This window comes from Herbiconiux sp., from assembly GCF_004297105.1.
Lineage (GTDB): Bacteria > Actinomycetota > Actinomycetes > Actinomycetales > Microbacteriaceae > Herbiconiux.
This window is the reverse complement of sequence record NZ_SCVE01000016.1, coordinates 133,808-147,295: the sequence shown is the minus strand read 5'-3', so window position 1 is coordinate 147,295 and position 13,488 is coordinate 133,808. Positions and strand designations below refer to the sequence as shown.

Here is a 13,488-nt window from a genome sequence, read left to right as displayed (position 1 = left end):
GCGAACAATGCCGCGCCGGCCACGATCACCCAGGTCTCGTTCAGATCCCACACCGGCCCGATCGTGTTGATCAGCACCCGCCGGTCGGTGTCATCTCTCCCGAGGAAGGGCAACGACATGCCCACGCCGAAATCGAACCCATCGAGCACGAAGTACCCCACGAACAAGAAGCCGACGATACAGAACCACAGAATTGTCAGATCCATCATGTCTCCCTAGTAGACCGTCGCCTCGTGCTTGAGCTCCCCGGTTTCGGGATCCTGCTCGGGCGGCTCATCGGGACCCTTCTGGATCGCCTTCTTGATGAGTTTGAACTCCACCACCGCGAGCGAGCCGTACAACACGGTGAAGACGATCAGCGAGATGAGAACGTCGAGCCCGGTGACTCCTGGGGAGACGGCGTCCGAGGTCTTCAGCAGGCCGAACACGATCCATGGCTGCCTCCCCATCTCGGTGAAGACCCAGCCCATGATCATGGCCGCGAGCGAGATCGGGAACGCCCAGACCGCCACCCGCCACATCCAGCGCCAGCGCGGCTGACGGCCCTTGCGGGTCATCCAGAGGCCCACCACCGCGATGAGCACGTGCAGCATGCCGAGACCGATCATCCACCGGAAGGCCCAGTAGGTGACCCAGATGGTGGGTGTGTAGTCGCCAGGGCCGTAGAGCTGCGTGTACTGAGCCTGAAGGTCGTTGATGCCCTCCACCGTGCCGTCGAAGGTGTGCGTCGACAGGAACGAGAGCAGATACGGCACGCGGATCGAGAAGAGCTCGTGCACGCCATCCGGAGTGCCCAGGGTGAAGATCGAGAAGGATGCATCCGCCCCTGTCGACGTGGTGTAGAGCGCCTCGGCCGCCGCCATCTTCATGGGCTGGGTCTCCACCATGGCGAGCCCGAGCTGGTCGCCCGAGAGCACCGTGAGGATGCCCGCGATCACCATCATCCACAGCCCGAACTTCAGGGCCGGGCGCATGGTCTCGAGGTGCTGGTTGCGGTAGAGGTGCCAGGCGGCCGCGGCGATGATGAGGCCGGCCGTCACCATGAAGCAGGCGAAGATCGTGTGCGGGAAGGCGGCGAGCGCCACCTTGTTGGTGAGCAGCGCCCAGATGTCGGTGAGTTCGGCCCGCCCCTTCACCTCGTTGATCTGGTAGCCCACGGGGTTCTGCATGAAGGCGTTCGCGGCGATGATGAAGTAGGCCGAGAGCACGCTGCCGATGGCGGCCACCCAGATGGTGAGCAGGTGCAGCTTCTTGGGCAGCCGGTTCCAGCCGAAGATCCACAGACCGATGAACGTGGCCTCGAGGAAGAACGCGAGCAGACCCTCGAGCGCCAGAGGGGCGCCGAAGACATCGCCCACGAAACGCGAGTAGTCGCTCCAGTTCATGCCGAACTGGAACTCCTGCACGATTCCCGTCACCACACCCATGGCGAAGTTGATCAGGAAGATCTTGCCGAAGAAGCGGGTGAGCTGGAGGTACTTGGCTTTGTCGGTGCGCACCCACGCGGTCTGGAAGATCGCGACCGTGACGGCGAGGCCGATCGTGAGCGGCACGAACAGGAAGTGGTAGATCGTCGTGAGACCGAACTGCCACCGGGACAACAGGAGTGGATCGAGGAGATCGTTGACCATGCCATGATTCTACGCGCTTGTATACAAGCAGAACGACCACATGGGAAAACGTGCACAGCGACATCCGACTCCTTGGATCCGCGTGATTTCAGGGATGTAGGCACCCTCGAATTCCTGCGAGAACGCGCTGTGGGCACAGTTGTATACACGCAAGAGTGCGCCGAACAACCAGCGAGACCCCGCCCACGCGAGTGGACGGGGTCTCCTGACCGGGGGTCGTTCCTAGAAGAGCGCGACCTTCTCGAGCCAGCCGGCGGCGATGGTGTCGGCCGACTTCTGGTCGTTCACGCTCTGCGAGTTGAGGTCGACCAAGTCTTCGGCGGTGAGCGCCGCGCTGACCTTGTTGATCACGGCCGTCACCTCAGGAGTCGCTGCATCGGAGTTGATGAGCGGCACGACGTTCGAGGCGAGGAAGAGGCCCTTCGGGTCTTCCAGCGTCACGAGACCCGAGGTCTTGATATTCGGGTCGGCCGAGTAGATGTTCACCAGCTGCACCGTGTTGTCCTTGAGCGCCGCGATGGTGAGCGGTCCGCCCGAGTCCTCGATCGGGGTGAAGCCCACGGTCACGCCGTAGGTCGACAGCAGTCCCTCAGGACCATAGGGGCGGGTCTGCAGCTCGGAGTTGCCGCCGAGTGTGAGAGGGGTCGTGACCTTCGCCAGATCTTCGAGGCTGGTCACGCCGTTGGAGTCGGAGAACTCCTTGGTGACGTTGTAGGAGTCCTGGTCGGTGGCCGGCGACTGGTCGAGCACCTCGAGGCCCTGTGGGAGAGCGTCGGCGAGCGCCGCGTAGACGTCGTCGCTCGTGCGCGCCGTGGTGTCGGGGGCGTAGTACTGCAGCAGGTTGCCGGTGTACTCGGGGAAGAGCTGCACGTCGCCGCTCTCGAGCGCGGGCAGGTAGGCGTCGCGCTGGCCGATGTTGAACTGGCGGGTCACCTCGATGCCGTTCGCCTCCAGCGCCTGCGCGTAGATCTCGGCGATGATCTCGTTCGAGTAGTACGCCTGCGAGCCGATGACGATCGGGCCGGAGGCGGCGTCGGTCGAACCGGATGTGGACGAGTTGCCGAGCGGATCACTCGACGCACACCCTGCCAGCGCCACCACGGCGCTGACCGCGACTAGCCCTGTGAGGAGCCGGCCTTTCTTGATTGCTGTGAACATGTGATCATTTCCCTTCTTGGACGGGGATTCCCGTCGTCGCACGCGGGCGAGGTGCCCGGGCACGAACGTCTTTGGGTTCTTTCGCGACGACGCCGCGTGGAACCACCAACTTCTGGATGAGCGCGAAGATTCCCTCGAGCGCCAGAGCGAGCGCCGTCACGATCACCGAGGCGCCGAGCGCCTGCGGGTAGTCGCGCGTGGCGAAGGCCTGGAAGATGAACACCCCGAGCGCCCCGCCGGAGACATAGGCGGCCAGTGTCGCGGTGGCCACGACCTGCAGAGCGGATGAACGCACCCCGCCGATCAGCAACGGCAATCCGAGCGGCACCTCCACCCGCGTCATCACCTGCCACTCGGTCATCCCCATGGCCCGGGCCGCATCGATGGTCTTGCGGTCGACCGCCTCGAATCCCGCATAGGCACCCGCGAGGATCGGCGGGATGGCGATGATCACGAAGGTCAGCAGCGGCGCCTTGAACCCGATCCCGAGTCCGAGCGCGAGCAGGATGATGACGCCGAAGCTCGGCAACGCCCGGAACCCGCCCGAGAGCGACACGGCGATGTCGCGGCCCCGGCCGGTGTGGCCCACCAGATAGCCGAGCGGGATGGCGATGACGGCGGCCACAGCGATGGCACCGAACGTGTAGAAGAGCTGTTCGAGCATCCGCACGATCCAGCCCTGGGGCCCGGCATAGTTGGCGGGATCGACGATCCAGGCGATTCCCTCGCCCAGCAGGTTCACGAGGCACCCTCGGCCACGAGCACGGCCCGGCGGCGAGCCGCCCGGGCAGTGGCTCGAGCGGACCGGTCGCCGCGATTCCAGGGCAGGAGGAGCCGGCCCGCGAGCACGATCACGAGGTCGAACACCACGGCGATCACGAGCACCGCCACGATTCCGCTGGCGACCTCGGCGGGGATGGTGCGTTGCAGCCCGTTCAGGAAGAGGTAGCCGAGGCTCGTCACGCCGATCACCGAACCGATGGTGGCGAGGCTGACCGTGCTCGCCGACACCACCCGCAGGCCGGCGAGCAGCACGGGACCCGAGAGCGGGAGCTCGACGCGCCAGAAGCGCTGCCATCCGGAGTAGCCCATCGCGGAGGCGGCCTGCAGGATGTCGGAGTCGACCGAACCGAAGCCGTCGGACGCCGATCGCACCATGAGCGCCACGGCGTAGATGGTGAGAGCCACGGTGACGTTCAGCGACGACACCTGCGAGGTGCCGAGGATGAGCGGCATGAAGATGAACAGCGGCAGCGAGGGGATCGTGTAGAGCAGCCCGAGCACCACGAGGATCGTGCCGCGCGAGACCCGGAACCGATTCGCGAACCAGCCGATCGGGATCGAGAGGAGGAATCCGATCACGATGGGCGGGATGCAGAGTGCCACGTGCGTGAGGGTGAGATCCCACACGAGGCCGAGGTTCGACTCCACCCACTTCACGGTTGGAGAACCCCCGTCGGCGTGCCGTTCTCGTCGACCACGACGTCTCGGCCGTCGACCCGCTCGATCCGCAGGACACGCTTGCCCCGGTCGGCGCCCACGAAGGAGGCCACGAAGTCGTTCGCGGGGTTCGCGAGGATCTCGGCGGGCGAGCCCACCTGGGCGATGTGACCGCCCTTCTGCAGGATGACCACCTGGTGCCCGAGCAGGAAGGCCTCGTCGATGTCATGGGTGACGAACACCACGGTCTTGCCGAGGCCCTCCTGGAGGCGGATGGTCTCCTGCTGCAGCTCGGCCCGCACGATCGGGTCGACGGCGCCGAACGGCTCGTCCATCAGCAGGATGTTGGGGTCGGCCGCGAGACCGCGCGCCACGCCGACGCGTTGCTGCTGGCCGCCCGAGAGCTGGCGCGGGTACTTCGAGGCGAGCGACCGGTCGAGACCGACGGTGTCGAGCAGCTCGAGGGCACGTGCCCGGGCGTCCTTCTTGGGCACGCCGTTGAGGATCGGCACGGTTGCCACGTTGTCGATCACCTTGCGGTGCGGCAGGAGCCCGGAGTTCTGCATCACGTAGCCGATACGGCGACGCAGCTTCACGGGGGCGAGCCCCGAGGTGTCCTCTCCGTCGATCAGGATGCTGCCCGACGTGGGGTCGATCATCCGGTTGATCATGCGGAGCAAGGTGGTCTTGCCGCATCCGGAGGATCCCACCAGGACCGTGGTCTTGCGCGGCGGGATCACGAGGTCGAAGCTGTCGACCGCGACCGTCCCATCCGGGAACTGCTTCGTCACCGAGCGGAACTCGATCATCGCGGGGCCCAATCGTCGACGGACCACCCGGGTGCGGTCCTGCTGAACAACCCAAACATCGTTCGGGGTAAACGCAAAGCCCCTGGTCAGAGATCGTCACAATTCATCCGGAGCCGGCGGGGTCGCCGGATTGCCCCGACACTCCGTGCCGCGGATGCCCCGAGCCGACTCAGGCGGAGACGGATGCTCCCGCGAGGTATCCCGAGACCACCTGGCGGCAGGCGGCGATCGCCGCCGCGTCGCCCTTCGGGTCGGCGATGAAGGCGCGCACGATGAGAGCGTCGGCGATAGTGAGGGCCACATCGAGTGTGTCGGCGAGCGACCCGTCGTCGGTCACTCCGAGTTCGTCGACGAAGATGGCGGCCAGCGGACCGGAGACCCGTGCGGCCGCGGCGGTGCCGCCGTCGACCTCGGGGAGGGCGATCTGGTCGCTCAGGCGGATCGACGTGAAGCCGGGTTCGGTGCGGTGCAGTTCGACGGTGGCGTCGATCAGGCAGCCGAAGGCCGCCTCGATGCCGGTGGGCGCCGTCGCCTCGAGCTTCTCGGCGCTCAGGCGCAGGAACCGTTCGAAGCCGCGAAGGCTCATCGCGCCGAGCACGGCGATGCGATCGGGGAAGTAGCGGTACACCGTGCCGATGGAGGCGCCCGCGCGCTCCGCGACCATGGCCGTGGTGAGCCGCTCGATGCCGACCTCGGCCACGACCGCGGAGGCCGCATCCAGCAGGGCGCCGATTCGCTCGCTGCTGCGGGCCTGCACGGGCTCGTTCCGAACCTGGCCTGTCGTCGTGAGGGCCGCGCTCACAAGATCGCTATATGACAATCCGCCCATTCCTTCCCGATTCCCGACCCCAAGTGTAGTTCCCTCAACACTTGGCGTCGCATCCGAGACCCTCCGCCACGCCGCAAGGCATGACAGACTGGGGACGTGCCAACAGATTCTGCCGCGGCACCCCGCCTGCACCGAGCCGCTCGTATCGACGACGTGATCCACGACTTCCGGGAGAAGTGGGCACGGCGTCGCGGACATCTCCCGACGGTCATCCCCTACGCCGGCTACGGGTCGACGACCCGCATCCGGGTACTGGGGCGGGTGCTGCTGACCAAGCAGCCCAAACCGGGATCGCGCGCCGCACGCACCCTGCAGAGACGCGAGGAGCGCGTGCGCGGCTGGCGCAGCTTCACGAGCGCACCGGTGGGCGATGTGGATGTCACGATCGAGGTCGAGGGCATCGTGCGCACCGTCAAGGCCGACCGCGGCGGGGTCGTGGATGTCTCGGTCGACGTCGAGCTGGAGCCCGGCTGGCACACCATCACGATGGAGACGCCCGGCTCCGAATCGGTCGAGGCGCCGGTGTACATCGTGCCGCCCGACACCGAATTCGGTGTGGTCTGCGACATCGACGACACCGTGATGGTCACCGCGCTCCCCCGGCCCTTCCTCGCCTTCTGGAACACCTTCGTCCTCGACGTGCACGCGCGCACGCCCACCCCGGGCATGGCGGTGTTCCTCGAGCGGCTCACGGAGAACCATCCGGGCGCTCCTGTCATCTACCTCTCGACCGGCGCCTGGAACGTGGCACCCACGCTCACCCGGTTCCTCTCCCGCAACCTGTACCCGCGCGGGCCGCTGCTGCTCACCGACTGGGGGCCCACGCACGACCGCTTCTTCCGCAACGGTCGTGAGCACAAGGAGAAGAACCTGCGGCGCCTGGCGGAGGAGTTCCCCGGCATCCGCTGGGTGCTCATCGGCGACGACGGGCAGCACGACGAGGAGATCTACGGCGAGTTCGCGCTCGACACCCCGGGCCACGTCCGCGCCATCGCCATCCGCCAGCTCTCGACGAGCGAGGCGGTGCTGGCCGGTGGCCGGTCGAAGCTCGACCAGCCCGCCGCAGAAGGCGCGGTGCCGTGGATCTACGCGCCGGATGGGGCGGGGCTGTACGAGCAGTTGAACGAGATGAACTGACTCACTCGCCGCTCGCGTGGGCTTCGAGGAACTGGTAGACCTCGTTCTCGTCGACCCCCGGGAACTTGCCGGAGGGGAGAGGACTGAGGATGTGGGCGTGCAGCTTGGCGCTCGGCCACGCGCTGTCCGACCAGCGGGCCGCGAGCTCCGAGGCGGGCTTGCGGCAGCAGGACTCGTCGGGGCAAGTGGAGCGCTGCCGCATCTGGGTGTCGCGCCCGCGGAACCACTTGGCATCGGAGAACGGCACGCCGAACGAAATCGAGAACTCGCCCGCCTCCGTCTTGCCGGTCTGCGTCGCGCACCAGAAGGTGCCCGCCGGGGTGTCGGTGTACTGGTAGAACTCGGTGGTGCGATTCGTGCGGCCGAGCGCCCCGCGCGCCGCCCACTTGCGGCACACCAGCTGACCTTCCACGGCCCCGGTGACGTCGACCGGAAGCGGCAGGCCGTCGTTCTCGTAGGCCTTGTAGATGGCACCGTCCTCCCCCACGCGCAGGAAGTGCACATCCATGTCGAGATGTGAGGTGGCCAGATTGGTCATGCGGAGCGCGGCGGCCTCGTGGGTGACCCCGAAGGCGTCGCGGAAATCCTCGACCGAGAGATCCTTGCGGTGCTTCGCCGCCTGGAGGAAGGTGACGGAGGCCGTCTGCGGCATCAGGCACGCCGCCGCGAAGTAGTTGATCTCGAGCCGCTGCTGGAGGAACTCCGCGTAGCTCTTCGGCGGGGTGTGGCCGAGGAGCCGGTGGGCCATCGCCTGCAGCGCCATCGAGCGCAAGCCGTGACCGCCCGGGATCGAGGCGGGCGGCAGGTAGATGCGCCCGTTCTCGAGGTCGGTGACCGAACGCGCCGAGTGGGGGAGGTTGTCGACGTAGATGAGGGTGAAGCCGAGGTTCTCGGCCAGCAGCGACACGCTGCGATGCGTCAGGGCACCCGAGGTGTGACCGACCGTGGCGAGGGTCTCCTCGGCGAGCTTCTCCAGATCGGGCAGGTGGTTGCCCTTCTCGCGCATCGCCCCCCGATTCTCGGTGTTCGCGCGCCGCGCCTCCTCAGGGGTGGCGATCGACTCGGTGGCACGGCGACGCAGCTCGCGGTGCAACCCCACGAGCGACTCGAGGGTCTCGAGGGGCAGGCTGCGGCTGGCGGGCACCGAGGGAAGACCGAGCGAGGCGTAGAGCGGCCCCTGCTGCGCCTTGGCGAGTTCGATCTCGAGTGCGGTGCGCGCATCCGGAGCCTCTTCGCTCAAGAGGTCGGGCACCGTCACGCCGAGCGCGGCCGACAGCGACTGCAGCAGCGAGAGCTTCGGCTCGCGCCGGCCGTTCTCGATGAGGGAGAGCTGGCTGCCCACGACACCCACCACGGCCCCGAGCTGGTCGAGGGTGAGCCCCTTCTCCTTCCGGTGGTGCCGGATGCGTCGCCCCAGTGTGATGAGGTCGCTGCTCTCTGCCAATTTTGCCTCCTGTAAAGATTCGCCGATCTTTACGGGCCATTATGCCGATTTCGCGTCAAATCCTCCACATAGTTGAAGAATCACCCCTCAAACGACGAGAAAAGGGACCTCTACGATGAGCATCCTCGAAACGAGCACCATGGTCGATGTCGACGGACCCTCGAAGAACTCCGAGGTGAACGACTGGGTGCGCGACATCGCGCGGCTCACCAAGCCCGACAGCATCGTGTGGTGCGACGGCTCCACCCGCGAGTGGGACGAGCTCACGAAGATGATGGTGCAGCAGGGCACCCTCATCCGCCTGAACCCCGAGTGGCGCCCCAACAGCTTCCTCGCCCGCAGCGACCCGGCCGACGTGGCGCGCGTCGAAGACCGCACCTTCATCTGCTCCGAACGCGAAGCGGATGCGGGCCCCACCAACAACTGGCGCAACCCCTTCGCCATGCGCGAAGAACTCGACACGCTCTTCGCCGGCAGCATGCGCGGCCGCACCATGTACGTGGTGCCCTTCTCGATGGGCCCCCTGGGCGGCCCCATCTCGCAGCTCGGCGTGCAGGTCACCGACTCCCCCTACGTGGTCGTCAGCATGCAGCTGATGACCCGCATCGGCACCGCCGCCCTCGACCTGATCGAGCCCGACACCGCATGGGTGCCCGCCATCCACTCGGTCGGCGCTCCCCTCGTCGACGCCGACGGCAACCGCACCGATGATGTGGCCTGGCCGCACAACCCCACGAAGTACATCAGTCACTTCCCCGAGACCCGCGAGATCTGGTCGTTCGGTTCGGGCTACGGCGGAAACGCGCTGCTCGGCAAGAAGTGCTTCGCCCTGCGCATCGCCTCGGTGATGGCGCGCGACGAGGGATGGCTCGCCGAGCACATGCTCATCATCAAGATCACCTCGCCCGAAGGCGAGGTGTACCACGTCGCCGCCGCGTTCCCCTCGGCGTGCGGCAAGACGAACCTCGCCATGCTCAACCCGTCGATCCCCGGCTGGAAGGTCGAGACCATCGGCGACGACATCGCCTGGATGCGTCCCGGTGCCGACGGCAGACTGCGCGCCATCAATCCCGAGCGCGGCTTCTTCGGGGTGGCCCCCGGCACCGGCATCACCACGAATCCCACCGCGGTCGACACCGTGTGGGGCAACACGATCTTCACGAACGTCGCACTCCGCGACGACGGAGACGTGTGGTGGGAGGGTCTCACCCCCAACGCGCCGGCGCACCTCACCGACTGGCAGGGCAACGACTGGACCCCCGCCTCGGCGACTCCGGCCGCGCATCCGAACTCCCGGTTCACGGTGACCGCCGACCAGTGCCCGTCGATCGCCGACGCGTGGGATTCGCCCGAAGGCGTCGTGATCGACGCGATCCTCTTCGGCGGCCGCCGCCCCTCGACCGTGCCCCTCGTGTCGCAGGCGCGCGACTGGTCGCACGGCGTGTTCATGGGCGCCACCATGGCGTCCGAGACCACGGCTGCGGCCGAGGGCGCCGTCGGGCGCCTCCGCCACGACCCCTTCGCGATGCTGCCGTTCTGCGGGTACAGCATCACCGACTACTTCGCGCACTGGCTCGAGATCGGCGAGCAGCTCGGGGCGGATGCTCCTCCCGTGTTCAGCGTGAACTGGTTCCGCAAAGACGCCGACGGCCGGTTCCTCTGGCCCGGGTTCTCTGAGAACTCCCGTGTGATCGAGTGGATCGTGCGCCGCATCGAGGGCACCGTCGAGGCCGTCGACACCCCCGTCGGCAAGCTGCCGCGAGTGCGCGACTTCAACGTGGAGGGCCTCGACATCGGCTACGAGGACCTGCAGTCGATCCTCTCGGTCGACCGCCCGGCCTGGGCCCGCGAGGTCGACGAGATCGCCCGCTACTTCGACGAGCTCGGCGGCGACCGCATCCCGGAGCAGCTGCACCGCGAGCTCGTGACGTTGAGGGCGAACATCCGGTAGCTGTGCTTGCTGCCGCAGGCGGCTGTGCCGCTTCGCGGCGCAGCCGTCTGCGGGTCGCGCCGGTCCCTGCCCGGCGCGACGCGACATGTTCGCGTGCCGTCGCTGCCGCGGCGGCGCGCTCACCCTGGGTCGTTGAAAACGGCCCGCAGCATTCCTGCGCGCGGCCCCTTTGTGGCAGTGAAACCGACGCGTCCCCACCGTGTAACTACGCAAACGCGGCAGACCGACCCCCTATACGGCCCCGGTCTGCTTCATTCACGTAGTTACCCGGTCACGTGACCGACAACCGGGGGCCGTACTCGTCTTGGCAAGGCTGCACGCGCGCCGCCGGGCGGGGACCGGCGGCGCCTGGTGGTTCGACGCCGCGCAGCGGCATCGAACCACCAGCAGTAAACTAACTCTCAATACTCAGGCACCTCTCCACCTGACACGGTGCCGTCTATATCGCCAGGAGGTTCCCCTATGTCTGCCAACGTGCCCGACAAGCCCGCCCTCGAAGGGCTCGAGTCGAAGTGGGACACCACCTGGACCGAGCAGGGCACCTACCTGTTCGACCGTGAGGGCGCCACGCGCGACACGGTCTACTCGATCGACACCCCGCCGCCCACCGCATCCGGTTCGCTGCACATCGGCCACGTGTTCTCGTACACGCACACGGATGTGATCGCCCGCTACCAGCGCATGGCCGGCAAGCGCGTGTTCTACCCCATCGGCTGGGATGACAACGGTCTCCCCACCGAGCGCCGCGTGCAGAACTACTACGGTGTGCGCTGCGACCCGTCGCTGCCCTACGACCCCGACTTCACCCCGCCCTTCGAGGGCGGCGACAACAAGTCGTCGAAGGCGGCCGACCAGATCCCCATCTCGCGCCGCAACTTCATCGAGCTCTGCGAGATCCTCACCGTCGAAGACGAGAAGCAGTTCGAGACGCTCTGGCGCGATCTCGGCCTCTCCGTCGACTGGACCCAGACCTACCGCACCATCTCGCGCGAGTCACAGGCCGCCTCGCAGCTCGCGTTCCTGCGCAACATCGAGCGCGGCGAGGCCTACCAGGCCATGGCTCCCACGCTCTGGGACGTGACCTTCCGCACCGCCGTGGCCCAGGCCGAGCTCGAAGACAAAGAGCAGCCCGGCGCCTACCACCGCCTCGAGTTCCACAAGCCCGATGGCTCGCCGGTGTTCATCGAGACCACCCGCCCCGAGCTGCTGGCGGCGTGCGTGGCGCTGGTGGCGCATCCGGATGACGAGCGCTACAAGCCGCTCTTCGGCACCACGGTCACCACCCCCGTGTTCGGCGTGGAGGTGCCCGTCGTGGCCCACCACCTGGCCCAGGCCGACAAGGGCTCGGGCATCGCCATGATCTGCACGTTCGGTGACCTCACCGACGTGATCTGGTGGCGTGACCTCGACCTGCCGAACCGCGCCATCATCGGCTTCGACGGGCGAATCGTGAGCGAAGCCCCCGCGGCCATCGAGTCGGAAGCCGGCCGTGCCGCGTATGCGCAGCTCGCCGGCAAGACGGTGTTCTCGGCCAAGCAGGCCATCGTCGAACTGCTCCGCGAGACGGGCGAGCTCATCGGCGACCCGAAGCCGATCGTGCACCCGGTGAAGTTCTTCGAGAAGGGCGACCGTCCGCTCGAGATCGTGTCGACACGCCAGTGGTACATCCGCAACGGTGCGCGCGACGAGCAGCTGCGGGCTCGCCTGCTCGAGCTCGGATCCGAGCTCGACTGGCACCCGGAGTTCATGAAGGTGCGTTACGAGAACTGGGTGGGCGGCCTCACGGGCGACTGGCTCATCTCGCGCCAGCGCTTCTTCGGCGTGCCTCTCCCCGTCTGGTACCCGCTCGACGGCGACGGCAACCCGGTCTTCGACAGCCCGATCGTGGCCACCCGCGACCTCCTGCCCGTCGATCCGTCGTCGGATGCCGCCCCCGGCTACACCGAAGACCAGCGCGGGGTGCCCGGCGGCTTCCAGGGCGAGGTCGACGTGATGGACACCTGGGCCACCTCCTCGCTCACCCCGCAGCTCGCGGGCGGCTGGGAGCGCGACCCCGAGCTCTATGCGAGCGTGTTCCCGTTCGACCTGCGGCCCCAGGGGCAGGACATCATCCGCACCTGGCTGTTCTCCACGATGCTGCGCTCCACGCTCGAGACGAACGAGAAGCCCTGGGCGCACGCCGCGCTCTCGGGCTTCATCGTCGACCCCGACCGCAAGAAGATGTCGAAGTCGAAGGGCAATGTGGTGACGCCCGCCGACATCCTGGCCGCCCACGGCTCCGATGCGGTGCGCTACTGGGCCGCCTCCTCGCGCCTCGGCACGGATGCGGCCTTCGACGAGAAGAACCCCACGCAGATCAAGATCGGGCGCCGTCTCGCCATCAAGATCCTCAATGCGGCCAAGTTCGTCTACGGCTTCGAGCTGCCGACCGGTCACACGGCGGTCAGCGAGCCGATCGACCTCAGCATGCTGAGCGAGCTCGACGAGGTCGTGCGCACGGCCACGGCCGCCCTGGCGAACTACGACCACGCCCGCGCCCTCGAGGTGACCGAGACGTTCTTCTGGACGTTCTGCGACGACTACCTCGAACTCGTCAAGGAGCGCGCCTACCGCGAGGAGTCCGAGCCCGCGGGTAAGGCTTCCGCCGTGCTGGCGCTGCAGACCGCGATCGACGTGCTGCTGCGGCTGTTCGCCCCCTACCTGCCGTTCGCCACCGAAGAGGTGTGGTCGTGGACGCATGAGGGATCCGTGCACACCGCCCCGTGGCCCTCATCCGTCTCCGCCGCGCTGCCCTCGGGCGTCACGGCGACGCTCCCCCAGCACGCCGGGCTGCTGCCGCTCGCCTCGAAAGCCCTCGTGGGCATCCGTCGCGCGAAGACCGACGCCAAGGCATCTCAGAAGACCCCGGTCGCCTCGGCCACGATCGCCGGCCCGGAGGCCGAGATCGCACTGATCGAGCTCGCTGCCGCCGACCTGCGCGCCGTGGGCCGGATCGCCGAGCTCGGCTTCGCCTCCGCAGAAGAACTGCTGGTGAGCGATATAGTTCTAGCGCCCGAAGAGAAGACGGAGGGCACCGTATGAGCCAGGAG

11 protein-coding genes are annotated in these 13,488 nt (G+C 67.4%); 3 read left to right on the top strand and 8 right to left on the bottom strand.

Features of this window, described 5'->3' with window-relative positions; translation table 11 throughout:
- From EPO52_RS13285 to EPO52_RS13255, 7 genes are all read right to left on the bottom strand, one after another.
- Positions 1-206 (bottom strand): cytochrome d ubiquinol oxidase subunit II (locus tag EPO52_RS13285; protein WP_290807243.1); only part of this gene is annotated, 206 nt, incomplete at its 3' end.
- 9 nt (positions 207-215) lie between these two features.
- Positions 216-1,631: a cytochrome ubiquinol oxidase subunit I gene (locus tag EPO52_RS13280; protein ID WP_290807241.1), complete on the bottom strand. Its 1,416-nt coding sequence runs from the start codon at positions 1,629-1,631 to the stop codon at positions 216-218.
- A 222-nt stretch (positions 1,632-1,853) separates the two neighbouring features.
- Positions 1,854-2,789, bottom strand: a complete 936-nt coding sequence (locus EPO52_RS13275) for an ABC transporter substrate-binding protein (RefSeq protein ID WP_290807239.1) — start codon at positions 2,787-2,789, stop codon at positions 1,854-1,856.
- A 4-nt stretch (positions 2,790-2,793) separates the two neighbouring features.
- On the bottom strand, positions 2,794-3,531 hold the full coding sequence (locus EPO52_RS13270; protein WP_290807237.1) for an ABC transporter permease: 738 nt from the start codon (positions 3,529-3,531) through the stop codon (positions 2,794-2,796).
- Positions 3,528-4,229: an ABC transporter permease gene (locus EPO52_RS13265; protein WP_290807235.1), complete on the bottom strand. Its 702-nt coding sequence runs from the start codon at positions 4,227-4,229 to the stop codon at positions 3,528-3,530. Before EPO52_RS13265 ends, EPO52_RS13270 begins: the two co-directional genes overlap by 4 nt.
- The gene (locus EPO52_RS13260) at positions 4,226-5,038 is read right to left on the bottom strand and encodes an ATP-binding cassette domain-containing protein (protein ID WP_290807233.1); all 813 of its coding nucleotides are present in this window, start codon (positions 5,036-5,038) and stop codon (positions 4,226-4,228) included. The genes EPO52_RS13265 and EPO52_RS13260 overlap by 4 nt, the downstream gene beginning before the upstream one ends.
- A gap of 169 nt (positions 5,039-5,207) precedes the next feature.
- A complete protein-coding gene (locus EPO52_RS13255) occupies positions 5,208-5,840 on the bottom strand; it encodes a TetR/AcrR family transcriptional regulator (protein ID WP_290807231.1) in 633 nt (210 codons plus the stop codon).
- Between the two features lie 123 nt (positions 5,841-5,963).
- Here EPO52_RS13255 and EPO52_RS13250 point away from each other — a divergent pair, with 123 nt between their 5' ends.
- The gene (locus tag EPO52_RS13250; protein ID WP_290807229.1) at positions 5,964-7,004 is read left to right on the top strand and encodes a phosphatase domain-containing protein; all 1,041 of its coding nucleotides are present in this window, start codon (positions 5,964-5,966) and stop codon (positions 7,002-7,004) included.
- 1 nt (position 7,005) lies between these two features.
- Here the strand turns inward: EPO52_RS13250 and EPO52_RS13245 are convergent, their stop codons facing one another.
- Positions 7,006-8,448 (bottom strand): helix-turn-helix transcriptional regulator, encoded by a 1,443-nt coding sequence (locus EPO52_RS13245; protein ID WP_290807227.1) that lies wholly within the window; start codon positions 8,446-8,448, stop codon positions 7,006-7,008.
- A 115-nt stretch (positions 8,449-8,563) separates the two neighbouring features.
- On the opposite strand from EPO52_RS13245, the gene EPO52_RS13240 reads away from it, so the two are divergent.
- A complete protein-coding gene (locus EPO52_RS13240) occupies positions 8,564-10,399 on the top strand; it encodes a phosphoenolpyruvate carboxykinase (GTP) (protein ID WP_290807225.1) in 1,836 nt (611 codons plus the stop codon).
- A gap of 462 nt (positions 10,400-10,861) precedes the next feature.
- Positions 10,862-13,480 (top strand): valine--tRNA ligase, encoded by a 2,619-nt coding sequence (gene valS, locus EPO52_RS13235; protein WP_290807223.1) that lies wholly within the window; start codon positions 10,862-10,864, stop codon positions 13,478-13,480.
- Positions 13,481-13,488 lie beyond the last annotated feature (8 nt).